The organism is Dyella sp. SYSU CM1112, assembly GCF_058216415.1.
Genome location: NZ_JBZEGI010000005.1, coordinates 1 through 23,772, shown reverse-complemented (window position 1 = coordinate 23,772; position 23,772 = coordinate 1). Strand labels below are relative to the sequence as shown.

The 23,772-nt window shown below is 58.5% G+C and carries 15 protein-coding genes and 1 pseudogene; 5 read left to right on the top strand and 11 right to left on the bottom strand.

Features of this window, described 5'->3' with window-relative positions; all coding sequences use genetic code 11:
* Window positions 1–26 precede the first annotated feature (26 nt).
* From AC4HNJ_RS08975 to AC4HNJ_RS08960, 4 genes are all read right to left on the bottom strand, one after another.
* Window positions 27–2,321 carry a S53 family peptidase gene (locus AC4HNJ_RS08975; RefSeq protein ID WP_490479222.1) on the bottom strand — a complete coding sequence of 765 codons (2,295 nt, stop codon included), beginning with the start codon at window positions 2,319–2,321 and terminating at the stop codon, window positions 27–29.
* Between the two features lie 377 nt (window positions 2,322–2,698).
* Entirely contained in the window at window positions 2,699–3,253 is a 555-nt protein-coding gene (locus AC4HNJ_RS08970; RefSeq protein ID WP_490479221.1) for a nucleotidyl cyclase domain-containing protein, read from the bottom strand.
* A gap of 360 nt (window positions 3,254–3,613) precedes the next feature.
* Window positions 3,614–4,297 carry an aspartyl/asparaginyl beta-hydroxylase domain-containing protein gene (locus AC4HNJ_RS08965; RefSeq protein WP_490479220.1) on the bottom strand — a complete coding sequence of 228 codons (684 nt, stop codon included), beginning with the start codon at window positions 4,295–4,297 and terminating at the stop codon, window positions 3,614–3,616.
* 229 nt (window positions 4,298–4,526) lie between these two features.
* Entirely contained in the window at window positions 4,527–5,693 is a 1,167-nt protein-coding gene (locus AC4HNJ_RS08960; protein ID WP_490479219.1) for a GGDEF domain-containing protein, read from the bottom strand.
* 666 nt (window positions 5,694–6,359) lie between these two features.
* On the opposite strand from AC4HNJ_RS08960, the gene AC4HNJ_RS08955 reads away from it, so the two are divergent.
* Entirely contained in the window at window positions 6,360–6,896 is a 537-nt protein-coding gene (locus AC4HNJ_RS08955) for a Dps family protein (protein WP_490479218.1), read from the top strand.
* A 56-nt stretch (window positions 6,897–6,952) separates the two neighbouring features.
* On the opposite strand, the gene AC4HNJ_RS08950 is transcribed toward AC4HNJ_RS08955, so the two are convergent.
* Window positions 6,953–7,768: a DoxX family membrane protein gene (locus AC4HNJ_RS08950; RefSeq protein WP_490479217.1), complete on the bottom strand. Its 816-nt coding sequence runs from the start codon at window positions 7,766–7,768 to the stop codon at window positions 6,953–6,955.
* A gap of 217 nt (window positions 7,769–7,985) precedes the next feature.
* Between AC4HNJ_RS08950 and bla the strand changes: the two genes are divergently transcribed.
* Window positions 7,986–8,861 (top strand): class A beta-lactamase, encoded by an 876-nt coding sequence (gene bla / locus AC4HNJ_RS08945; RefSeq protein ID WP_490479216.1) that lies wholly within the window; start codon window positions 7,986–7,988, stop codon window positions 8,859–8,861.
* Between the two features lie 43 nt (window positions 8,862–8,904).
* Here the strand turns inward: bla and AC4HNJ_RS08940 are convergent, their stop codons facing one another.
* From AC4HNJ_RS08940 to baeS, 4 genes are read right to left on the bottom strand one after another with little or no spacing between them, the layout of a single operon-like run.
* Entirely contained in the window at window positions 8,905–9,480 is a 576-nt protein-coding gene (locus AC4HNJ_RS08940) for a hypothetical protein (RefSeq protein ID WP_490479215.1), read from the bottom strand.
* 23 nt (window positions 9,481–9,503) lie between these two features.
* Window positions 9,504–11,033 (bottom strand): FAD-dependent monooxygenase, encoded by a 1,530-nt coding sequence (locus AC4HNJ_RS08935; RefSeq protein ID WP_490479214.1) that lies wholly within the window; start codon window positions 11,031–11,033, stop codon window positions 9,504–9,506.
* 39 nt (window positions 11,034–11,072) lie between these two features.
* Window positions 11,073–11,765: a response regulator gene (locus AC4HNJ_RS08930; RefSeq protein WP_490479213.1), complete on the bottom strand. Its 693-nt coding sequence runs from the start codon at window positions 11,763–11,765 to the stop codon at window positions 11,073–11,075.
* A gap of 1 nt (window position 11,766) precedes the next feature.
* On the bottom strand, window positions 11,767–13,278 hold the full coding sequence (gene baeS / locus AC4HNJ_RS08925; protein ID WP_490479212.1) for a sensor histidine kinase efflux regulator BaeS: 1,512 nt from the start codon (window positions 13,276–13,278) through the stop codon (window positions 11,767–11,769).
* Between the two features lie 161 nt (window positions 13,279–13,439).
* Here baeS and AC4HNJ_RS08920 point away from each other — a divergent pair, with 161 nt between their 5' ends.
* Together AC4HNJ_RS08920 and AC4HNJ_RS08915 are read left to right on the top strand one after the other, a co-directional pair.
* Window positions 13,440–13,850, top strand: a complete 411-nt coding sequence (locus tag AC4HNJ_RS08920) for a hypothetical protein (protein WP_490479211.1) — start codon at window positions 13,440–13,442, stop codon at window positions 13,848–13,850.
* Window positions 13,851–13,854: 4 nt separating this feature from the next.
* Window positions 13,855–14,877 carry an AraC family transcriptional regulator gene (locus AC4HNJ_RS08915; protein ID WP_490479210.1) on the top strand — a complete coding sequence of 341 codons (1,023 nt, stop codon included), beginning with the start codon at window positions 13,855–13,857 and terminating at the stop codon, window positions 14,875–14,877.
* Window positions 14,878–15,206: 329 nt separating this feature from the next.
* Here AC4HNJ_RS08915 and AC4HNJ_RS08910 read toward each other — a convergent pair whose 3' ends face one another.
* Complete coding sequence (locus tag AC4HNJ_RS08910; RefSeq protein ID WP_490479209.1) at window positions 15,207–18,314, bottom strand: outer membrane beta-barrel protein; 3,108 nt, start codon at window positions 18,312–18,314, stop codon at window positions 15,207–15,209.
* Between the two features lie 730 nt (window positions 18,315–19,044).
* Window positions 19,045–21,507 carry a GH92 family glycosyl hydrolase gene (locus AC4HNJ_RS08905; RefSeq protein ID WP_490479208.1) on the bottom strand — a complete coding sequence of 821 codons (2,463 nt, stop codon included), beginning with the start codon at window positions 21,505–21,507 and terminating at the stop codon, window positions 19,045–19,047.
* 468 nt (window positions 21,508–21,975) lie between these two features.
* On the opposite strand from AC4HNJ_RS08905, the pseudogene AC4HNJ_RS08900 reads away from it, so the two are divergent.
* A pseudogene (locus AC4HNJ_RS08900) lies at window positions 21,976–23,772 on the top strand (hypothetical protein); the annotation flags it as partial.

Here is a 23,772-nt window from a genome sequence, read left to right as displayed (position 1 = left end):
GGTCATGCACGGTTCGCGTCCGTTGGCTACGGTGCTTTTACGAAGGTCTTCCATGCCTTGAACAGGTTATTGACGTTCACGGAGCCAAGGCCGTTGGCGAAACTCCAGCCAGCTTGCGCCGCATAGGCTGCGGTGTTGCTGTTGTACTTGCTGGAACTGGTGGCAGTCAGGCCCACCTGGGTCGGTCCATAGAACTGTTCGAAGTTCTGGATCGTTCCATAGAAGTAGCAATCGGGCGTGGTTTGCGCCAATTCCTGTATCTGGATGCATTGCGTGGAATTGCCGCCGCTCGTGATGTTGTAGAACACGCACTTGCCCGTACCGCTGGTGCCGTTATCGGAACTGCACTGGGTAAGCGTAGAAGGTGCTTTACCGCTGGCACCGCCGTATTCATTCCTGGCCAGTTCGTACAAGGTTGGTGCGGCGTTGCCTTGGTCTGCGGACAGGCCGGCGTTGGACAAACCCTGGTCAATCAACGCCTGGATCCCCGCGAACATGGGTGACGATAAGGATGTACCACCCACCAGCTCCACCGGCGACGCGAAGTTGGCGGTGCAAGGGTAATAACCGGTGCACAGGATCACCCACGAATACCCGCCATACGAGCCGCCAAACAATGAGACATCTGGCAAATCGCGCGACTGATCCTTGGCCGCACCATGCACGATGCGTTGCCACGAGGGTTTGGCATCGACCGACGAAGGACCACCGCTACCGCTTTCGGATGTCACGTAATAGCCGTAGGGATCATAGATCAGCGCGTTCTTGCAAAACTGCAAGGCCGACACGCCCGCCAATTTCTCGGCTGCCACCGTGTTGCCGCATGACTGATTCCACGTGAGCTCCGGCACATACGATTTCGCCGAGCCGTACACGGCGTTGAGCGTGCTCGAGAAGTACTTCTTGGTGGTGCCGTCCAGCACATCCGCTGTATCCGTACCGCCTACGGCCGTATCGTTCGGCGAAGTGGCGAACGAATTGGCATCTATGCCGACTCCATTAATGATGCTGCCATTGAAGCTCGGGTTGGAGCCGGAGTCGCCACTGGATACAAACACGGAAATACCTTCCGCGTCGGCCTGCGCCCACATCAGATCGATGGCCGTCTTGCTGGCGGCGTCAGTAAAACCTTCACCGTAGCCGTAGCTTGCGCTGATCACATTAGGCCGTCCGGCTGGATCGGTATTGTTGATCAGATTATCCGCAGCCGTGAACACACCACCGAAGAAGTTGGTCGAATCGGAATCATCGCAGGTAGCTACCCAGATCGTGGCGCCCGGTGCGATGGCTGTTGCATATTCCGAATCGAGCACGGTTTCAATGCTCTCGCTATACGGGTCCGTACCACCCGGATCAGTACAATTGCCTGTGGACGGTGTCAGCTGTGGCTGGAACTGCTGGAAGGTTCCTCCGTAACCGCCAAGACCAAACTGGCTAACGAAATTGGGCCAATCGGAAGGATCCATGCCTAGATCCTCCACCACCGCGATAGTGATGCCTTTGCCGGTAATGCCACTGGGATACAGGCTGCTTGCGTTGTAAATCGTCTGCATGTCGTACGGCACGAAGCCGCGTACGCCGCCTGTAAAATTCACCGCCGGATGGCCTGGAGTGACGGTGTTCGTCTGCTTGATCTGGAAACTGTTCTTGCTGTGGTCGAACTGCGCTACTTGCGGCGTTACATGCAAAGGTTGCGGCCGGAAGTCGGTCAGGCCGGCCACGCCCACCACCACGTCGCGCAGTGCCGTAGGAACACTGATGTCGCTCGCGTTGGCGATGTGCGTCTCGTGGTTGACGATGTAACGGGTCTCTTGCGTATGAAACGCCTGACGCACTAATCCGGCGGTGCCGCTGAAGTCAATCTGCATCTTGTTGGGATACACGCCGTTGACGGTGAACCCCTGCGACATCAGCCAGGATTTCACAGCGGCGATATCCGCATCGGCAACGCCGAAAGTGGAGCCGAATTCTTGAGGGGTAAGCCACTGGTGGAACTTTGCGGATGATGGATCGTGCTGGGCGGCGATCAGCGAATCCAATGCCGATGCGCGCATTGCACTGGCTTGAAGGATTAATTGCATATGGTTCATGGGCATGGCGTCGTCCACAGCTCCGGCGGACGTGGCATGGCTAAGGAATCCCAGATGCGTATTGCCGAGCGTGGACACCACGCGATTATCCACAACCTGGGTCACGCGAGGCGCTTCGGCGGTATTAATGCCGGTGAGCGCAGCGTTTGAAGCGAAAGCGAGAGTCATCGATGGCCACATAGCCACTGCGGCGGCGATCGACAACCCTTTCATCACATGCTCGGTCTTCACGTCTATTCTCCCGAAAGGCTTAGATGAAAGAAGCGAGTCCCCCTGTGATGGATATGGCGGCGATTCCTTGCATTCGTCGTAGGTACCTCTCTAGGAAAGGTGACAAGAAAGCCGTCCGATCGCGTGTGGGCCCGACGGAGCCACGCAGGCCATGGTCGTAACGACTTGGTCGACATGTCCCTTCCTTTCACTCGCGTGGAAGGAAATAAGACATTGCTGAAAAACGTCTGCACTTGCCCCGATCTAAATGTCGGGGCGGTGGATAGTGCGCTTCACCGGCGACAACGTCCAGTGCCTTTGCCGATTTAGGTGTTTCATCTGATTTACAACGGTGTCGGCGATACCGAATCACTTATTCCGTTATCACAAAATCTTTATTACATCGCGCCTGAAGAAGTCGCGTTTGCATGGAAGCGATGTGCCAGCCCGCTGGCACATTCAGGTGCTGCCAGCAACTGGTTTCGTCCTTGCGCCTTGGCGCGATACAAGTCGCCATCCGCCGCATTGAGCAAATCGAGCCATGTGATGATGGCGGCACCGCCTTTCGCGACACCGATGATCTCCTTGCGTGCAAGCAATAGGGGGTGAACAACTACACGTTCGGCCACACGTAGTGCGATGAGCAGAAAACAAAAGAATGCCAGCAGGCACGCACCAATCAGCAGCAAGCTCGTGCGGTCTTCGTGCTGGACATGGGATACTTGATTCATGGCGCTTTGCATGAACAAGTCCTCCAACTGTTCCAGTCCTTTCAGATCCGGCATGACCTGGCTGGTAAAGGCCGCCGCACGCATCATGTAATCGAAGCCGGAGCGTGCTACGAGGGTGTCGATCTGCGACAAGGTACGCCCGAAGAAATCGCGATCTACTCGTGCGCGCAAATGATGAATAACCTCGTCCTGCGGCGTGCCGGGTGTATCGGCATTGGGCATCAGGCGATGCAGCTGATCGATGTGGCCACGCGGGGTCGCAATGGTTTGCTACCGTGCGGCATCAATCGGCGTCGGCGTTGACAACGCACGACCAGCATCGAGCCGATGATGGCCGGAATGAGCTGAGAAATGACTGATCCGCTTTACCCTGCGCCCGGAACAGCGGCGACGCAGGTTATATCGGCGATGGCACCGAAAACGAAAGGGTTAGCAGTAGCAGGGTCCAGCTGAGGTACAGGAAAATCCGCTGGCTATGCCATCACAACGTGGACTTCGCCTCGCGGAGCAGGGTATGCGGGGGATGGGTCGAGCAGACTACGCCGGAGTCGGAGTAGCGCTTGGTGGGCAGAAGGCGATCTCTCAGTCGATACCGCGCAGGCGCGCCACCATACCCACCGACGCAATCAGGGCGCGCGACAGCAAATGCATGTCCATAGGCATATGGCGCCGGCGCACGTCCAGTAGCAATGCGATACGCATCTCATCGCTATGATTCCAGACTTCATGAAGGTAGGTATCGTCCCACAGTAAATATTCGCCATTGCCGATGCGATGTTCCTGATCGTTCAGCGATAGCACGGCTGCCGGCTGCCCGTTTACGTCGACAGGTACAGAAAGACCCAGCTGGAAGCGCAATACGCCGCGAAAAGGCCCGCGGTGACGCGGGATATGTTTGCGTGGCGCGAGAAAGGACAGCGTAGCCGACACCACATCGGGGGATGAGGCGATGATCGATGCAAGCTTCGGGCATTCGGCCATGTTCTTGTCGATAAGGGTCCCATACACCTTCAGGATGAATACGCGCCAGTCTTTGCCATCATTGGCGGAAATCGGTGTTTGTGCCGGCATCACTTCATGGAAGCGCGGAATGGCTTGCATGCGGGCCGCAACACCAAGCGCTTCCTCGCGGAGCGATGGCCACGCATCGACGAACTTGGCGGCGTCCGGAAAATACAGAGCCGACTCCAGCACGGGAGGCGTATTGATGCGCGCGTCGTAGAGCCGGCGCACCGCATTGGCAGACAGGTCGTATAACAGGCTCATATGCGGTGACGCCTTGTCGCGGGTTGCAATCCCATAAGGTTCGACATCCTTGGATTTCAGTGTAGCTTGCGAAGACGAAGCGGAGCCTATCCTGCCCTTTCATTTACAAGGCATCGTGAAGACCGTCACGCGAAGAACGGATAAGGCGTTTTGCTGTTGACACTGCCGGATCGGGCGGACCCGCAACACTTTGCGTCCCGCCGAGGCGCCGGCAAAGTGACCCGCCTGATCAGGATGCCGAAATCATCACGCAGTTGCGTCCGGCCCGCTTTGCTTCGTAAAGCGCGGCGTCAGCCCGTCGGCGTGCGGCCATCATGTCTGGTTCGTCGGCGCGGGCAATTGCCGCCCCGATAGATACGGTAAGCGCGTAAGACTGGCCTGCGACGGAGAACGGTGTTCGTTCCACCGCACCGCGGATGCGCTCGGCCAGCGCCAACAGATCGGCTTCTTTGACGGCTGGGGATAACACCAGAAATTCCTCCCCGCCGACGCGCCCAACCAGATCTCCCACGCGCAACATCCGCCGGATACTGGCTACCAGCTCCAGCAGCACGCGATCGCCATCGTCGTGTCCAAAGCGGTCGTTGATACTTTTGAAGTGATCTGCATCGATCAGCAGGACGCCGATGGACTCTCGCTTGATGCGGGCTTGGGCAAGCAGCGTCTGGGACGCTTCCTGCAAGCCGAGACGATTGGTAACGCCGGTCAGCGGATCAATGCGCGCTAGCTCATGCAACTCGTGCTGAAGAATTTCGTTGTAAAGCAGAAGGAAACCCACGCTTGCCAATAATGGCTGCAGGCCAAACAGCAATACATAGATCACGTTGACCGCCGAAGGCGTATCGATGCCTTGCAGCGGTGTCGCGAGCGTCCATAGCGAGACATTGCGCCAAACCAGCAGTGCAATGGCCAGCACATAGGCCAGCAACAGCAAGCCTTGTGCACGTGTATCCGGTTTGCGAAAGCCGCTCCACAGCGCAGCGATATTGAGCATGGCGTTCGCCGTGAGAATGAGAGAGCCCCACAGCACACGCAGCTGATAATCAGGATGAACCACGCTCAAGTAGGTGACGCCGATCCAGCCGGCAAACCCCAGCAACAGCGCCTCCCGCCAGCGCAGCGGCCGACCAAGCAGCATGCGCAAAGCCACGATGGTCAGGGCCTGCGCCGAAAGATTGAGCGTATTGCCCCACAACAGGAGAGCAAGCTGGGAGAGCTTGAAGTCGAAGGCCAATACGAAGTCGCCGCCAGCCTCCAGCAGCAAGGCCACGGCACGCCAACGCAAACCCTTGAGTGCGTGGTCACTTCCGCTACCGGTGCCGAACCACAGCATCAGCGCCAGCACGAGCGCCTGGCCACCATTGATGAGCGATAGTGTCTCGACGTTCAAATGCATCGTGAGATCCCTACTCCCGATATCTCCGAACCCTATGCCATGCGAATGACGCGTCGCTGAAAAGCTTTGCTCAAGCCATCAGCACAGCTGGGTTAGCGCGAGCTGGTATGTATGCTTGTCGACATGGATTTCCAGCCTCCAAACGAAGGTTATTCGTATCATCGGCGCGTGCATGGGGAGGTTGAAACTGCACATCCATGCGCGCGGCATATGCGGAGGGATCAGGCAAGGAGCGTGCCACGGCTTCAGAGCGGCCCTATCGGCGATAAATACCGCGAAAAGCTGAGGGGAAATGCTCGTTTAGATTTGTGAAGAAACCCTACGTGTGCGTGCAAAAGCGACGCGCAGCGACACGTTCCGCATGACCATCAAGAGGTGAAGCGCGGTGATGCGCAGGGAACTTCACGCTGATGCCGCCGTGCCTGAGCGAGCTTTCATTAAGAGCTGGGTATCCGGCCGATCAGGCAGGTTAGGATTTCGTGCAAGCTGGCGTCCTTTCGCGATTAACGCGCAAAGGAATCGTTTGCGCCTTCAAGAGCGGTTCTCTAGCGAGGTAAGTACGCAAGTCACAGTTGTCTGCAATGATAGGGTGGCCTATGTTTCCCAGGCTGCCGACGTCCGCCACGATGTCGATCCATTACCCACACTCGCAGGAGAAAAACCGCCATGGCTAAAACAAGCAAGGCCGATAAAGCCGACAAGGCTAAGCAACTGCGCAAGGCACCGCTGAAAACCCCGAGTCCACTCGGCGAAAACGCGCGGCGCGACATATCCGCTGAGCTCAATACTTTGCTGGCGGATATCTTCGCGCTTTATGTGAAGACCAAGAACTTCCACTGGCATATGTCCGGACCGCATTTCCGCGACTATCACCTGCTGCTGGATGAGCAGTCCACCGAGATCTACGAGACCACCGATCCCGTGGCGGAACGCGTACGCAAGCTCGGCGGCACGACGCTGCGCTCCATCGGGGATATTTCGCGCCACCAGCGCTTGTCCGATAACGACGCCGATTTTGTCACGCCGGCCGACATGCTCGCCGAGCTGCGCGAAGACAATGGCCGCCTCGCCGATTTCATGCGCAAGACGCATGATCTCTGCGACGAATACAACGACGTGGCGACGGCAAGTTTGCTGGAAAACTGGATCGATGAAGCGGAACGGCGTGTGTGGTTCCTGTTCGAAACCGGGCGTAATACCTGAAAAGTGTGTGGCTGAGCCTATGAACGGCAGGGCGCCGGATTTGGCGCCCTGCCGTTTCAGTGCATGAGCGGGTCGGCCCTGCGCTGTCTCACCCGTGATACCGAAAGCCACGGAACGTCATGGTAGGAAGCGCTTACCACCCACGCTGCGGCCGTAATGAAGGTGGAAATGATCAGGCCTGTCCAGGCAAAGCGCTGCGCCGGGGTATGGATCACGGCAGGTATCCAGACGCATACGGTGAAAATTCCCATCATCCATGTTTCCAGGGCGGCAGCCAGCCGTGGAAGCACGCCGAGCATGATCGCAAACCCTGCTGCGATGTGTGCCGCGCCTGTCAGATAAGCCCATGCCATGGGGTTCGGAAACCAGGATGGCACCATGTCGGCCGTAGCTCGCTCATAGATGATGTGTTCCAGACCGATCAACGGTAACGACACGGCAAATAACGGGCACGCCGCGTGCACTGCGCGCGGGCCGGTGAGGATGGGGATATGGCGTGTGGTGTTCGAACTCGCCGCCTTTGCATAGAGCACCCAGCTGCCTGCCACCAGGATCGCGATTTCGGCGCAACCGCCCCAGTTGATCTCATGCAGCGGACCGGCGATGACGCGCGGAACGTGCAATGCCAGCAGCCAGATCGAGGTGTACATCATTGCGATGAATGAAGCCGGCACCCACGTGCGCTTGCTGAGCAGCCCCGCTCCCGTCAGCACCATGACGCAGCCGGACAGCATGGCCAGGTAAATACGTCCGGGGACGTGTTCGGGAACAGGCTGCCATACCGAGGCGAAATCTCCTGAGAAGAGACAGAGCACACCTAGCGCCACAAAGGCCAGTGCAAACAATACCCGCGCCATATCCGAAGTCCGCATGCCGATCCTCCTGCGTGGATGCCCGGACCATTGATGCCATTTTGGCATCGCGGCTCAAGAGCCAATTCGGGTGGCATCAGGCAGACCAATACCGAAAAGAATGGGATTGCCGGCGAAGCTTGCCCCCGTTTCGCCCGAACAGGCGCCGTTGACGGTCTGTCTTCGCCACTACGCTGGCGTGCTCGCGCACGATGCGCTCTTTCGCACGAGGTACCTCATGGATCGTCGAATCTTTTTGAAAAATACATTGCTTGCTTCAGCGGCCGTCGCTCTTCGTCCATCGTCGCTGCTGGCTGCAGGCGTCAAAGGGCGCGCCGACGCCGCTGATATCGCGGCACTGGAGCACCAACATGGCGGACGGCTTGGCGTCGCCATCCTGGACACCCACAGCGGACGACGCATTGCCTATCGCGCCGACGAACGGTTCCTTCTGTGCAGCACCTTCAAGTTGCTCCTCGCGGCATCGGTGCTCGACCGCGTGGATCATGGAACGGTGCAGCTGGATCGCCGCTTTGTCGTCCATCACAGCGATTTGCTCGACTACGCACCCATCACCAGCCATCACGTCGGTCCTCCAGGCATGACGCTGGCCGAGCTATGCAAGGCCGCCATCACACTCAGCGATAACACAGCCGCCAATGTGCTGATGGCCCATCTAGGCGGTCCCCGCAGTGTGACGGCCTATGCACGACGGTTAGGCGATACCAAGACGCGGTTGGATCACATGGAACCCGACCTCAACCGCCCCAGCCCCAACGGTGTCAGCGATACGACTACACCCGGTGCCATGCTGGCCAATCTACAAACCCTGCTACTGGGTCATGCGCTTTCCGATGCATCACGTGCGCAACTGATCACTTGGCTGCGTGGAACCGTTACCGGCAAAAAGCTACTGCGAGCCGGTTTACCCGCCGATTGGCAGGTGGGTGAAAAAACCGGGAGCGGCGATACTGAAACCAATGACGTTGCCATCATCTGGCCGCCCGCTCGCCAACCGATCCTGGTCGCTGCGTACTACCAGAACGCCACGGCCGATAGTGATGGCCGCAGCCGGGTATTGGCCGAGGTCGGCCGCATCGTGGGGCTGCTATAAACGCACAATGTGACGCAGGGTGTGGCGGTCGGTCACTGCCGTGTCACGCCCTGTTTTCTTCATCCGCGTGCGCCGCCTGTTTGTTGGTCTGGTAATACAGGCGGGCCATGTAGAACAAGGCGAGGCAACGCCAGACGATGTGCACGAGTAGCGCTTTGTTGGTTGCACTACCGAGTTCGGACTGTGAAAACACAAACAGGTTGTAGGGCAAGGACAACAGCTGATACACGCCCAAAAAGCAAAGCGATGCCTTGCTTGACCGGGTCCACAACCAAGCGAGCCCCACCGCATACCAGGCGACATCGATCAACCCGAGCCCAAGAAACTGCCGGGTGATCAGCATCCCGACGATGAACCAGGCCAGATGCCCGGCCTGGACGCTGAAACTGGGGAGGACCGCCTGCCGTTCCGGGAACAGCTTCTTGCCGAGCAGCCATACAGCGGCGGTGGCAAGCAGCGGCACTAACAGATCGACTCCTGCATACATCCCAATCGCCCAACCACCTATCGCAGCGGCGGCAACGGCTACCTTCGCATAGGTGCCGCGTGCATCCTCGCGATCGCGCGGCGTATGGGCCGCTGCAGACTGCTTGGTATGCATGGACTCTTCGGGATTCATCGTCTCCCCTGCGGCAAGGGCATTTAACTCGCTGAACACAGCTTAATGCCTCGCGAAGTGAAATAGCCATCCAGAACCTCCGGCATACCCGAAGTGTGCGCTAGCGCAACATAGGTATCCGGACGAATCAGGTACAGCGCATGGCGCGCCAAGCCGGCTGTTTCGTATTCAAGGGACCAGGGAAAAATGTGCAGCGGCAGCGTGTGGCGAGTGCACCATGCACGCAAGGCCGCATTTGCCGCGCCGTAGACGTGCACCTGCCAGACGGTCGACGCAAGGCTGGCAAAGTTGTCATGGCTCCCGGTAGCCACCCAGGGCAAGCGATCGCCGCCATATACCTGCCCCGCCAAACCTTCACTCAGCGAACTGTCCCGATAATCCAGAGCGAGTTGCGAAACGGTGCGAAACAGCCATTCGCGCAGACTTTCAACATGCATCAACCTGGGCATCAAAAGAGGTGCCAGGCGCGTCCGTAGCACGTTGGCGACGTGTCCTTCCGCCGTGGCGAATGTGAAAACGCGATCCGTGGTGGCCACGAGCCTGCGTGCGAAGTCGATGCGTTCGGTTTCATAGCTGTCGAGCAGGCTCGCGGATGCTTGTCCGGACACGACGGCGGCGAGCTTCCAGGCCAGATTGACGGCATCGCCGATGCCGGTATTCATGCCTTGGCCTCCGGCAGGACTATGGATATGCGCCGCATCGCCCAGCAGAAAAACGCGGCCTTTGCGGAAGTGCTCGGTAACCCGGTGATGCACGTGATAAGTCGAGAACCAATGCACCTGAGTCACCGCCACCTTGAGATGCGCGATGGCGCGTTCTTGCACGTCGTCGAAGCGAAGGGTTTCGGCATGCTCGGCGCGTTCGTCGCGTACCGTGCCGACCAGGCGCGCACGGCCCGGCCCGGCAAGCGGAAAGACCGCCAGAAAATCCGCTTCGTCCAGGTCGATATGCAATTCGCCGTTCATTGCCGGACCCGTGGCGCTCACGTCCGCCACGTAGAACACTTGCTTGTAGGTACCGCCTGGAAAGCCAATGTCGAGTGCCTCGCGGACCCGTGAACGTGCGCCATCGCAACCCGCAACGTAGCGGGCCATCCAGGTTTGCTCGGTACCGTCGGCACTGCGTAATCGTGCGACGACGTCTCCTTCCTGTTCGATGAGATCGACAAGCTCGGTTTCACGCTGCACAGATACTCCCAGCTGCGCCAGCCGCTCGATCAACAGGTGCTCGTGTTGGTCTTGCGGAAAAATCAGCAGGAACGGATACGGAGTGAGACCCGCTCCCATGGCGGCGAACGTTACCTGCGTAGCACGCTCGCCTTTCACCCAAAGATTGACGGCAGGCACCTGGTGACCGTTCGCCACCACCGTATCGGCGAGATCGAGTTGACGATAAAGCTCCAGCGTTCGGGCTTGTACGGCAAGCGCACGCGAGGTCGTGCCCGGCATGGCGGTTTTATCGATGATATGCACGTTCACGCCGAGCTTGGTCAGCCATAGCGCAAGCACCAGGCCGGTTGGGCCGGCACCTACGATCAGAACGTCGCTACGCATGCTGTCCACCTCGCGATCAGCGGCGTTGCCGCGCCCGCATCATTCGATGTCCAGTTTGTAGCCTACTCCATAGATCGAGCGGATCGGTTCGCGTCCCGGTGCCGCCTGTTCGAGCTTGCGGCGAAGATTCTTGATGTGGCTGTCCACCGTGCGATCGGTTACCACGCGATGATCCAGATAGAGACTGTCGAGCAGCCGGTCACGCGAGAACACCCGCCCCGGATGAGTCGCCAGGATGTTGAGCAGTCGGAATTCCACCGGCGTCAATTCCAGTGCGATGCCATGAAAAGTCGCGCTATGCGTCGCTTCGTCGATGCGCAACACCATCGCGGCCTGTTCGCCGGCACCACGCGCTCGCCGCAAAATGGCCTTGACCCGCGCCACCATTTCGCGAGGGCTGAACGGCTTGCAGATGTAATCGTCTGCACCGAGTTCCAGACCCAGTAAACGGTCGATTTCTTCCACACGCGCGGTGAGCATGACGATAGGCACGTCGCTGAAACTGCGCAACTCTCGGCAAATATCCAGGCCGTCGCGGCCGGGCAGCATCAGATCGAGCAGCACCAGATCGGGTGGGCGGGTCTTTATGGCGGGTATGGCATCGCGGCCATCGGCGATCCAGTCCGAGTCATAGCCGGCCGCGCGCAGATAATCACCCACCAAGGCCGCGAGTTTGGGCTCGTCTTCGACGATGAGGATATACGCACGTGCAGGCGGCGACGATGCATCCATGTCATGTCTTCCCGGTAGGCAAGTGGATGCTCAGCCACAGTCCGCCGAGTGGCGAAGGTTGCGCCGTCATCGAACCACCGTGAGCCTCGACGATGGCGCGGCAAACCGCAAGGCCCAGTCCGGCCCCGCCGCTCGCACGATTGCGTGATGCCTCGCCGCGGAAAAAACGATCGAACAGGCGAGGCAGATGGGCTGTATCGACACCCGGCGACGAATCCATCACATCGACGATGGCGTTCCGTGTGTCGCTACGACAGGCGATACGCAATACACCGCCCGCGTGCGTGTAGCGCGCACTGTTTTCAATCAGGTTCGAGAACAGCTGGTGCAGGCGGTCCTTGTCCGCCGCAACGATCACAGGCGCAGCCGGAAGTTTCAATTCCAGCAAGACATCAACTTTGCGAAGCCGCTCGTGAAACAGCTCGACCGTGTCCTGGAGCAACTTGCGCAAATCCATATCTTCCTTGCGATACACCATGGCACCGACATCGGCCAGAGACAGCTGGTAAAGATCGTCGATCAACTTGCTGAGCACGCCCACCTCCGCGTGCAGCGACTTGATGGCATCCGCATCGAAATGTCGTACGCCATCTTCCAGCGCTTCGAGTTCACCGCGAATGATCGCCAGCGGTGTCCGCAGCTCATGCGAGATGTCTGCCACGAATTGCTTGCGTGTGCGTTCGTTGCTCTCCAGTACCGTCGCCAGATGATTGAAATCACGTGCGAGCTGGCCCAACTCGTCGTGCGTGTGTGTTTCCACGCGCGAGCCGTAATCGCCTTTCGCCAGTGCATGGGTAGCCTTGGCGATGCGATGCACCGGCACTAACAGCGTTCGCGCCAACCAGATCGCCAGCAAGGCTGCCAGCAACAACGCCACAATGCCGATCGTCCAGGTCGCACGATACTGACCGCTCTGAAAGCGCACGTCGCCCGCAGCGGTCACATCGCGCAACGGCAACATCATCAGCGTTCCAACGGCGCGGCCACCGACGGTAATGGTGCGCTTCAGAGAATGCGCGCCGTTGACGGTGCCGGGATTGCCGAACAGCAACTGGCCCTGTGCATCCAGCAGGGCGAACCGGAAATTGGCTCCGGTAAGGTCAGCCATGGAGAATGGCTGGCCGTCGCCACCGTCGGACGGCGGTCCATGCGGGCCGGGCGGCATCGCCTCGTTTCCGCGCTCAAACGGCGGCTGTCTCCTATCATGTGGCGGCGGCTGGTCAAAGGGAGCGTCGAAGTCCCCAGGCGGCGGCGCGCCAGCAAAGTGGCCGGGCCGCATCAAGCGAAACCAGGCGCGGGGATTGTCGCGCAGGAAATCCCAGCTGCCGTGCTCGCGATAAGCCGTCGCCAACGTCGCGGCCACGCTTTCCATCCGCTCCGTTTCCTGTTGGGAGAGGTAGCCCAGGAAGCCGCGATCAAAACTCACGCGCGCAGCGATACCCATCGCCAGCACGGCAAAAACAGCCACGGCGAGGATGGCCAGAAAGAGTTTGGCAGTAAGCCCAGGGCGCATGCATGAAGGGTATGTGGGGTCCCGTCGACCATTAGCGCCGGTTACCGGCGCAGTTTCAAGCACGCCTTGACGATTCCACGAAATCTCCAAATTTGCTGCACAGTTATCGCCCATGGTGAGCCTGCGCGGCACAGCAACGAGTGCCGGCGGGAACAGCGTGCATGGTCTCCAGCAAGAGCAAAGCCGCCAGTGAGTTTGTGTACTTTCTGGCCGAGATATCCCACCCCGATACCGGCACCATTTCGTGTATCCGCCTCGCCGCGTGGCTCGGGATGACCGAGAAAGCGCTGTGCATGCGCTGGATAAAGCGTGGCGTGAAGGTGCCGTGGCCGCAATTTGTCGATGAGCTGCTGGGCGTGCTCGATGCCGCGCAAGCGCAGGTACGTGATCTGGAACAGGCCATCGACTGGTATCTCCACGCGCCGATCGAACAGTGCGGGCGCAAGACCGCCGATCAGCTGGTGGTCGCCGGTTACGCGCGCCGGCTTGCCCATCAGCTCGATACCTACGGCGTGTGGGTTCATGCCGCGTACGCGCCTGCAGCGACAAAAACCCGTCATCTCATGGGGTAGCAGCATGCATAAGTTGTACAAAGACGATGTTCATGTGGAATACGCCCTGGCCTTGCTTCACCTGCTTGAGCAGCAGGGTCATGCACGCGAACGAGTGCTTGCCGGCACCGGCATACGCGTGGAGCAGCTTGTAGACAACGGCCGGCTTACCACGCATCAGGACGCCTTACTGCTGGCTCAAGCCGTACGCCTTACCAACGATCCGGGTATCGGCTACCAGATTGGCTTGCACAGCACGTTTACGTGGCATGGTCTGCTTGGCTACGGCCTGATGAGTTGTGCAACGCTGCGCGAAGCGCTGCAACTGTGGTCGAATTTCCTGGATTTGCGCACCAACACATTCAATCTCCGTCTCAGCGAGCGTGACGGCTTCGCGGAATTGCGACTGCACGACCTAGCGCAACGCGCCCCGATGCGCCAATGCGCCGTCGATCGCTTGCTGACCATGACCACGCGCTTATGCGAACAGCTTGCGCAGCGCCTGTTGCCCGGAATGGAAATCTGGCATCCCGGAGTGGAGCCGATCTACCACGCACGCTACCGCAAACGTGTGGCGCTCACGCGTTTTGACACAGGCCTGTGCCAGCTACGCATTCCTTGCGCTGAATTGGACTGGCCCCTCCCCAATGCCAATGCGTCGACATGGCGTCACATCATCGCTCAATGCGAACGTGAACGCGCCCGTTTGCGGCGTTCGGATGATCTGGTATTGCGTGTGATGGATTTGCTGCAACGTCACGAAAGCAGCGGTTATCCGGGTATTGAGGAGGCTTCCAAGCTGCTATGCATGTCCAGTCGAACCCTCAAGCGCAAACTGCATCGCCTTGGCTTGAACTATCGCGGGTTGGTCGACGAAGCGCGCAAGGATGCCGCGTTGCGCGATGTACTCAATCCCGTCCTGCGGATGGATGAAATTGCCGCACGTATGGGCTATGCCGATCCCGCCAACCTCACACGCGCCTTCCGCCGCTGGACCGGCGAATCGCCCAGCCAGTACCGCGCACGCTTGTTGTCGACGGGTACGTGAGCATTCGGCAATCTGCCAACGCTGGTTCTCGCAAATTCCGATGGATGGAAAGCCCCCGTCTACGGGTGGCATCGGTTTCCAGGTAAACAGGGAAGGCGCTCACGCCTTCCAATACCCAAGTTATAAAAACAACAGAGCAGATATACGGGGCCAGTTAAAAAAGAAGGCCGCATCCAGCGGCCTCGTTGCTGTGGAATCTTGCTTGATTCATCCGCAGTCATCCAACCGCGATGGATACAAAAAACGGTTGCTTATCGATGGCAGGCGATGGATTCAAACAATCAGCCGGCCTTTTCGATGAGAGAAAAGGCCGAGCTGGCTTGCATCACTTAAAAATCGTATTCGGCACTCAGCTGCAAATAGCGCGGGGTCTGGTAGGAGGTGGCGTTCAAATAGGTGGTGTCGGTGTAAAGGGTGGCGCCCTGGTTGGCATTCTGGTCTTCGTTGACAGTGAGGGCCGCGTGCTTGTTGAACACGTTGAACACGGTCGCGCGTAGAGTCAGCCCTTTCAGCCAGTTCGGGTGATACGAACCACTCAGATCCAGTTGCCACATCGTTGGCGTAGTGCCCGCCGATCCGCGTGATACGTACTCGCCCACGCCATCGATGTAGCAGTAAAGATACGGCGAGCCGCCGCTTACGCCGTAGCCCTGGATCGTTGCGTCGATCGGCGCATCGCCATAGCAGTTTTCCGGCCGACCGGTCTGGATGATGAAGTTTGCCCCTACTTGCCACTGATCATTGATACGCCAGGCACCATAAGCTTTGATGGTGTGTCGATGATCGTTGGTCTGATCGCCGTTGTTGCCGTACATCAACTCGGGATAGTCGAACAACTCCGACGTGCCGGTGTCGGCCTGGCCAATGTTCGAATCCACCAGGCCTTCCGTGTTGCCGTAGGACCGGGCAAAGGTGTACGACACATTCAAGTAATACGTGTTGTCGAAGTTGCGCGCGGCGGTAAGCTCCAGCGCGTAGTAGTTGCGCTTGTAGCTGGGTTCGCCGATCTGCGATCCACTCAACACCACCTTGTAGAGCCTGCTGGGATTGTTCGGATCGAGCGGGAGGTAAAGCGTGGCGCCATTGCCGGGGTTGTTGATAAAGCAGCCATTGAGCGTGGAAGCCACTGCGCCACCGTTGTTGAGTGCCGGTGACAACGATGTGGTCGAGTAATCGAAGCCATATACCGAATCCGCGTAAGCAGCGATGGGACGAAAATCGCATTCGTCATCCAGGCCCGTCAGCACATGCCGATAGATGCCCTTGATGCCCAGCGTCCAATCATCCAGCTGCTGTTGCGCACCCAGGATGAATTCGCGCTGCTTGAACGGCTTCAGGTCCTGCACGGCGTACGATTCGGCGCTCGGCGCGACACCGCTCTCGCCATTGGCGTAATACACCGGCGAAAGGGCGGTCAGGCCGGTGGGCGCACCCGTCTCCGCGTTCACGCCGGTATAGCTGAAGTTCTGCACGCTGTAGACGGATGCGGCGGCACCGCGCACGGCCACGCCGGCATCGATCGGCAGGGAATAATCACCGGCGCTGCCATAGATCTTCAGTGACGAATCGCCATGCACGTCCCAGGAAAAGCCGAGGCGCGGCTGCAGATTGTGATCCTGCCTGACATACGTCTCCCCATAACCATTCTTGTTGTTGAACTGGTCATTGCGCACGCCGATGCGTGCCAGGAAGTCGTCGGTGATATGCCAATTGTCCTGCAGATACGCCGCGCGCTGGGTGGTGCTTACCTCGGCGCCGGTATTGAAAATGATCTGCTGGACGTAGTTCTCGTCGGGATTGCCGTTGGAGGTGGCGGTATAAGGCTCGTAGTTCCACAACGAGCCGCCTTCGTAAGCCTGACCGTAGAACGACGTGGTCACGTCGCGCGACCAGCCGGCGGTGATGTCGTGATCACCGAGCTTGTATTCCAGATCAAGGCGGAATGATTTGCGCGAGTCCTTGCTGGGGGCACCGGTAAGAAAGCCACCCGGTACAAAGCTGCAATGCGCGTAGGGCGAAAGCGTGCCTGCCAGGACCGGATTGCGATTGTCGCTGATCTGCGGACAGCCGGCCGCCTGACTGGTGATCAGGTTGTCGTACGACTCCACCGTGCCATCGGCGGCCACCGCTGTTTGATAGCGGCTATTCCGGTTTTGTCCGTACTGCGCGGTGAGCGTGAGATCGTCCGTGATATAGCTGGTGTATTTCAGGACATTGTTCTGGCCACCGGCCTTGGTATCGACGGTGCCCTGGTAATCGTAGTGATACGGCGTGTTGCTGGCGGTATAGCCGGAATAGTAAACGGCAGTGTTGTAGTGACGGGTATCGTTGAAGCCCGTGTATTCGAGGATGTTGCTGTCGTTGATGTTCCAGTCCAGCTTCAATAGCCAGTAGGGGTCCTTTTCCGTTTGCTGTTGATAACCACCGCCACCGGCCTGGTCGACATAGCCGTAATAATCGGACTCGGTTTTCGTCTGGCTTACCAAGGCGAAGACAAATAATTTGTCCTTGATCAGCGGGCCGCCGATCCATGCATTCCAGCGCGAGGTAAAGTCGATCGGATTCCAGCTGCTGCTATTGCCGATGCCCGCGTTCTTGTTGCCGCTGGCGACGTAGGATGGATTGCCGTTGTTCAAGTAGACATTCGGCTCGCTTGCCATGGTTTCGGCGGGGTTCCAGGTGACATCCACACCGCCTTTCCATTCGTTGGTACCGCGCTTGGTCTGCACCGATACCACGCCACCGGTAGCGTTGCCGTACTCGGCACCGTAGCCACCGTCCTGAATCGACTCCTGGTCGATCGCCTCAAACGGCACCTGCGAGAAACTCAGCGAGTCGAATTGGTTGGTGACGTTGAATCCATTTACGTAATACGCATTCTCCGCTACCGACGCACCACCGAACGAGGCGAGATTGCCGAAGGCGGAATCGCCCTTCACGGCACCGGGCGTGAGCAGGGCCACGGCGGTGACATTCTTGGCGATCGGCAGCGATTTCATTTGCGCGGCGGTGACCACGGTGTTGGTCTGCACCGAAGACACATCGATCGACGGCATCGAATTGGCCGTAACGCTTATCGTGCTCAGGTTCTTGGCCGAGGTGCTCGCAGTATTGGCAAGATTGACGTTAGCGCCCTGGCCGGCCAGTACCGTCACTTCCTGGCTGCTGGATTTACCGTTTTCCACCAGATTGACCTGATACGAGCCAGGCAGCAGTGCATTGAACTGATAGCGGCCATCGCTGCCCACGGTTGCCGTGCGCGTCGAACCATTACCTTCGTTCGTGACGGATACACGCGCACCCGGATCGGCAGTGCCATAGATCGAGCCAGCGGTACTTTGCGCGAACACGGCGCTGCTACCTATGCCCAAGGCGAGCGTGATCGCCAAGGCCATCTTCTTACCGCGAAGATTGTTGTTATGAATACGACGTTGCATGGAACTCCTCCCCAACAATGAGCAATAAAGGACCGCGCCGGGCCAAGCCCAACGTGAGGTCGCTGTGGAAAAACACTTCGAGCAAGCGCGAATGTTTTTTTCACATTACCGTGCTGTATGACGCGCGGCGCTTTGTAAAGCGCGTTTGGCCCCAGATCACAAATTGTTGGCCTGCATCGACAACTACATAGCCGACACAGTTTTTTCGTACGCCGTTGTGCGTGTTTCTTGCGACACGTAGGAATGAGTGATCAGTTTCCAGCCAGGCATACGACACTTACTTTTCCGCATGCAAGAGAAAAGTTGGAGTGGGATTGCGCGCGTAGTGTGCACGATGACGACTCCACCTCATTTCAATAAAGTGAGCTTCGTGATGCCTGGAAATGAAGCCCCGGCAGCCGGGGACAGGTTGCCGGGGCTTCAAAGGGTCGTACCTTCTTGGAGGGTAATAGGCGACCCGAAGTGACATGCTGGGGTCATGTCACCCATGCACCGCCCCACTGCGGTGCGAGACTTAGTGCCCGTCGTGTCCTATTTGGTTCTCGCAAAAGAAGGCCGATGCACGTCAATGGCCTGCCGGGTCAAGCAAATGGCCTGCACCGACAATTTGGACATCCCAATGATCGGACGTGATAGTCGCAACGCCCGTGCCGGCGAGCCCACAAAAGAAAATGCCCGATGCGACCGCGAATCGCATCGGGCGTGGCCCTGTCACATCGCATCGACGAAATCAGCTTGCGTCGATAGCCACCTTGTCGCTCGCGGGCGCGCCGAACGAGGGTGGACGATCTTCCAACTTGGCGCCGAATTGCAGGTTCGGCGTGTCGGACATATGGAACTCCAGCGTGCCGCCGGCAACCAGGTCGGCATGGCTGATCCAGCTGCGCGTCCATGGCTTGCCATTCCACTTCACCGACTGGATATAAGGCTTGTCCGGACCATTATTGACGGTGCGTATGACAAGTTTGCGATCGCCGCCCAGCGCCACTTCAGCGCGATCCAGCAACGGGCTGCCGAACACGTAATGCGTGCTCACCGGATCAACCGCATACAAGCCCAGCGCACTCATGATGAACCACGCACTCATCTGGCCGCAGTCTTCGTTACCCGCCAAGCCATCCGGCTCCGGCGGATACATCGTATCCATCAGCATGCGCACGCGCGCTTGCGTCTTATGGTGAGCACCGGTATAGGCATAGAGATAGGCCACGTGATGGCTGGGCTCGTTGCCATGCGCGTACTGGCCGACCATGCCGGCGATATCCGGCGGTGCATCCGGCGGCAGCCGCGAGTCGGTGGTGAACAGTGCATCCAGCTTGCGCTCGAACACCTGCGAGCCGCCGAACAGGCTCATGTAAGCGTACAGATCGTGCTGGTTGAGGAAGGTGGCCTGCCAGGAATTGGATTCCGTGAAATCGCGCCATTCCTTCGAATGGCCCATGCCGCGTGGATCGAACGGTTCCAGCCACTCGCCGTTGATGCCGCGCGGGCGTACGAAGTTCATCTTCGTGTCGAACACATGCCGATAGTTGCGCGAGCGCTGACGCAAGGCGTCGGCAAGTTGCTTGTCGCCCGCCGCATCGGCCATGTGCGACACCGCCCAATCGTCATACGAGTACTCCAAGGTTTTGCTGACCGCCTCGCCTTCCTTGTCGCTGGGGATGTAGCCGAGCTTGCGGTAGTAGGGCAGGCCGCGATAGTCGTCAACCATGGCGCGTTTGCGATAGATCGGCCACGCACGCGCATAGTCGATGCCGGTAAAGCCTTTCGCTTGCGCTTCGGCCAGCACGACCGCCGAGTGGTAACCGATCATGCAGCCGGTTTCTACCCCTTGCAGCGGCCATACCGGTGGGCCGTCCGGGCTTTCCTCCGCCATGCGCACCAGGCCGTTCACGAGGTCCGGCACGCGATCGGGCTGGAACAGGGTAAGCAGCGGATGCAGTGCGCGATAGGTATCCCATAAGGAATACGTGCTGTAGTTGTGCTGGCCTTGCGGCAGTTGATGCACCGCCAGGTCCATGCCGCGATAACGGCCGTCCGCGTCACTGAACAAAGTCGGCGCCAGCATCGTGTGGTACAGCGAGCTGTAGAACGACTTCAAAATGCGTTCCGACGACGATTCGATCTGGATGCGGCTGAGTTCGCGCTCCCATGCATCCGCCGCCGCCTGCTGCACATGCTCGAAGTCCCAGGCGGGGATTTCCTCTTCCAGGTTGCGTAGCGCGCCGTCGATATCCACGGCCGAAATACCCACCTTCACCAGCACCGGCTCGTGCGCCACGTCATCGATATGCAGCACCGCCTTCAAGTGCGTACCTTTGATGTCGCTGGTACCGGTAGGTACCGCCACATCTTCGGAATACAGTGTGGCTTGCGAAAACGGACGCGATACCTTCATCGCGAAATAGAGGTAGCGGCCGTTTGCCCACTGGTGCACGCGCCGTCCGCCAACCAGTGTGTCTTTCCCTACCAGGCGCAGCTCTGCATCGGTCACCTTGCAAGGCACTTTGTAGTCGTCATGGAAACCGTGCGCCAGATCGACTACCAAATGCCCGCTGCCCTGGCCGTGGAACGTATAGCGATGCAAACCCGCGCGCAGCGTCGACGTGAGTTCGGCGCGGATATCGTGATCGGTCAAATGCACGCTGTAGTAACCGGGGCGCGCATGCTCCGAGTTGAAACGCGAGCGATAGCCTTTGCCCGGATGCGCGACATTGTGCGTCGTGAGATGCGGGCCGGGACCTGCCGCACCGTCAAAGCGCGAACGATAGTTCACTTCCGGCAGTCCGCGATCGCCCGGCTGTAGCAGTACCGGCCCCTGGGCTGGCATCACCAGCACATCCAGCATGTCTGCCGCACCGGTACCGCTGAGATGCGTATGAGAAAAGCCCATGATCGAACCATCGGCCTGGTGATAGCCCGATGAGGCATCCCAACCGGCATCGTTGGTATCGGGGCTCAACTGCACCATGCCATACGGCATCGATGCACCCGGATAGGTATGGCCATGGCCACCCGTACCCACGAACACGTCCACGTAGCGCGACACGCCGCTTGCGCTGCCGCCCTTCGTCATTGCCGAGGAACCGGCCTTGGCGCCAGCGCTATCGGACAGCCGCGCCAGCGCGGGCAAGGGACCGCCAAGCACTGCAAACGCTCCCAACCCTTGCAGGAATCGTCGACGTGACACCATGGAGTTTCTCCCCGAATTTTCTTGTCGTCGTATGGAGCTGAAAGCGTCAGCGACAAGCGTTCGGGAAATGGATCCCGATCATGTGCAAAACGCACTCAACCGCGGCAGACCAGGTGCACCGGCGGTGAGCTTGGTCGAGCCACGACTGTAAACGAAAAATTTGTCTCGATCCAAATTTTTCTTCGTCGTACATAAATTATTGATTTAATACAATAAAATGAAAAATATGTTGCGTCGCAAAAGTAAATCACGCCGCTGCTGGTCCGAAATGTTTTTGTATTGAGCAAATCGATTGCTAAAAGCGATGTGCCGATTTGAAGCTGGTGCTCAATGTCCCCTGCGAAAATAGTTGTGACGCTTGCCGTCGCTGGTGGATCGCAATAATTTGTCTATTGACGGCGCATGTGGTTTTACGTTACTGATTGAGCTGTACCTGCGCGCAATGCGCGGGCTCAAGGGGACAATTCGATGCATGCACGTTGGCAAGGGAGCTGCCTGTGGGTAGCGGCGTTGTTCGTGGTGGCCGGTTTGTGTCGCGCCCAGACTGCTTCGGTGACTCCGGACCAGGAATACCAGAAGCTGATCCAGGTCGATCAAAACATCGAGCCTCTGGGTGAGCATCCGTTCGGTGAGAACATCAACCTTTACGACGGTTCCGTCTCATTTGACGTTACCGACGTGAGCTTGCGTGGTAATGGCCCGACGATCACGGTTGGGCGAACGATGCAATTCTGGGAGTGGAAGATCGAGCCGACTACCGGTCCGCAACGTCCTTTCGCCAATTGGGATCTGGATATCCCTCGCATAGAAACCATCGTATCGGATGCGAACCTCTGGCAGACCGGAGGCTTTCCTTTAGCAACGCAAGGCACCACGCAGCGGTGCACGAACTTCAAACCGCCGCCGGGCATAACTCCCACCTACGCTGGCGATACTGCGTGGTTTGCGGACGAATATTGGTATGGATACAAACTGCTTGTGCCCGGCCAGGGTGAGCAGCTCCTGATGCCACGCGTTAGCGCAAATTCGCTGTCGCCAACCATTAGCGGATTGAGTTTTCCGATTGTTACCAAGAACAACTGGATGATCGGGTGCGGCGTTACAGCGAGTGACGGCGGAGAAGGGTTTCTTGCCGTTGCTCCTGATGGGACGCGCTATACCTTCGCTCACCTGATCTATCGCCCGGCGAACTATATTGCCGCGTTTGGTGATCCTCTGGAGCGGCATGATGCATTTATGTACGTCACACAGATCCAGGATCGCTTCGGCAATACGCTGACTTACAACTACGATTCCAGCACAGGCTATCTCTCCAGCATTACCGCCAACGATGGGCGTGAGGTGGATGTTACCTACGTATCCGGGACGCCCCTCATCCAAACGATTACGGCCAAGGCGACGAATGTCGCATCGCGTACCTGGACCTATAGCTACAACACGTCGTCAGCGACGTTACCCGACTTAACGGGTGTGCAGTTACCCGATGGAAGCGCGTGGTCTTACCAAATCGATATCGAAGGGGCTCAGATCAATACGTCGCAATACATTTGCGGGCAAAAGGAGGTGCCTTCAGGAGCTGCCATTGGAGGAATAGCCTATACGGGCACCATGACAGCGCCATCTGGACTGAGTGCGACGTTCACCTTTTATCAGAAGACAACCGGGCGTTCTTACGTGCCCCAGCAATGTTTTGGCAGTGCGTCGTCAAACAGTACGGTGCCCTACTACATGTATCCGCCTTGGACCTCGACTTTTGCGCTAACAAGTGAAGTGATCTCAGGTGCGGGGCTGCCTACGCAGACATGGAGCTATAGCTACTCGCCGATAAACATTAGCTTTAGCGATGACGCATGCGCTACTAGCGGCACGTGCGCCAGCACGGTCTACACGGATGTCACCGATCCTAACGGTAACGATACTCGCTACACCTTCAGCAACCGCTTCGATGCTACAGAGGGACTGCTACTACGCACGGATCACTACAGCGGTGCTGCAGGCGGTACCTTGATGCGCTCAGAAGTCAACAGCTACGCCAATCCCACGGGTGGTCCGTGGCCTACTGCTTACGGCACGGACCTTTTGGAAGACCGAGACAATTACACCCAAACAGAGGAACTGTCACCGCTAAGCGTTCGCACAATTACCCAAGACGGCCAAAACTACACATGGCAAGCGCTGGCCTACGACAGCTACGCCAACCCAACAGATGTGAAGCGTTACAACGACATCGCCGGGCAGTCCCCAATCGAAGAAACCAGCACCTAC

Coding starts and splice junctions, on each gene's coding strand:
- AC4HNJ_RS08970 (WP_490479221.1), bottom strand. CDS start 3,253: ATGCCCAATGCCGATACACCCGGCACGCCGCAGGACGAGGTTATTCAT.
- AC4HNJ_RS08965 (WP_490479220.1), bottom strand. CDS start 4,297: ATGAGCCTGTTATACGACCTGTCTGCCAATGCGGTGCGCCGGCTCTAC.
- AC4HNJ_RS08960 (WP_490479219.1), bottom strand. CDS start 5,693: ATGCATTTGAACGTCGAGACACTATCGCTCATCAATGGTGGCCAGGCG.
- AC4HNJ_RS08955 (WP_490479218.1), top strand. CDS start 6,360: ATGGCTAAAACAAGCAAGGCCGATAAAGCCGACAAGGCTAAGCAACTG.
- AC4HNJ_RS08950 (WP_490479217.1), bottom strand. CDS start 7,768: ATGCGGACTTCGGATATGGCGCGGGTATTGTTTGCACTGGCCTTTGTG.
- bla (WP_490479216.1), top strand. CDS start 7,986: ATGGATCGTCGAATCTTTTTGAAAAATACATTGCTTGCTTCAGCGGCC.
- AC4HNJ_RS08940 (WP_490479215.1), bottom strand. CDS start 9,480: ATGAATCCCGAAGAGTCCATGCATACCAAGCAGTCTGCAGCGGCCCAT.
- AC4HNJ_RS08935 (WP_490479214.1), bottom strand. CDS start 11,033: ATGCGTAGCGACGTTCTGATCGTAGGTGCCGGCCCAACCGGCCTGGTG.
- AC4HNJ_RS08930 (WP_490479213.1), bottom strand. CDS start 11,765: ATGGATGCATCGTCGCCGCCTGCACGTGCGTATATCCTCATCGTCGAA.
- baeS (WP_490479212.1), bottom strand. CDS start 13,278: ATGCGCCCTGGGCTTACTGCCAAACTCTTTCTGGCCATCCTCGCCGTG.
- AC4HNJ_RS08920 (WP_490479211.1), top strand. CDS start 13,440: ATGGTCTCCAGCAAGAGCAAAGCCGCCAGTGAGTTTGTGTACTTTCTG.
- AC4HNJ_RS08915 (WP_490479210.1), top strand. CDS start 13,855: ATGCATAAGTTGTACAAAGACGATGTTCATGTGGAATACGCCCTGGCC.
- AC4HNJ_RS08910 (WP_490479209.1), bottom strand. CDS start 18,314: ATGCAACGTCGTATTCATAACAACAATCTTCGCGGTAAGAAGATGGCC.
- AC4HNJ_RS08905 (WP_490479208.1), bottom strand. CDS start 21,507: ATGGTGTCACGTCGACGATTCCTGCAAGGGTTGGGAGCGTTTGCAGTG.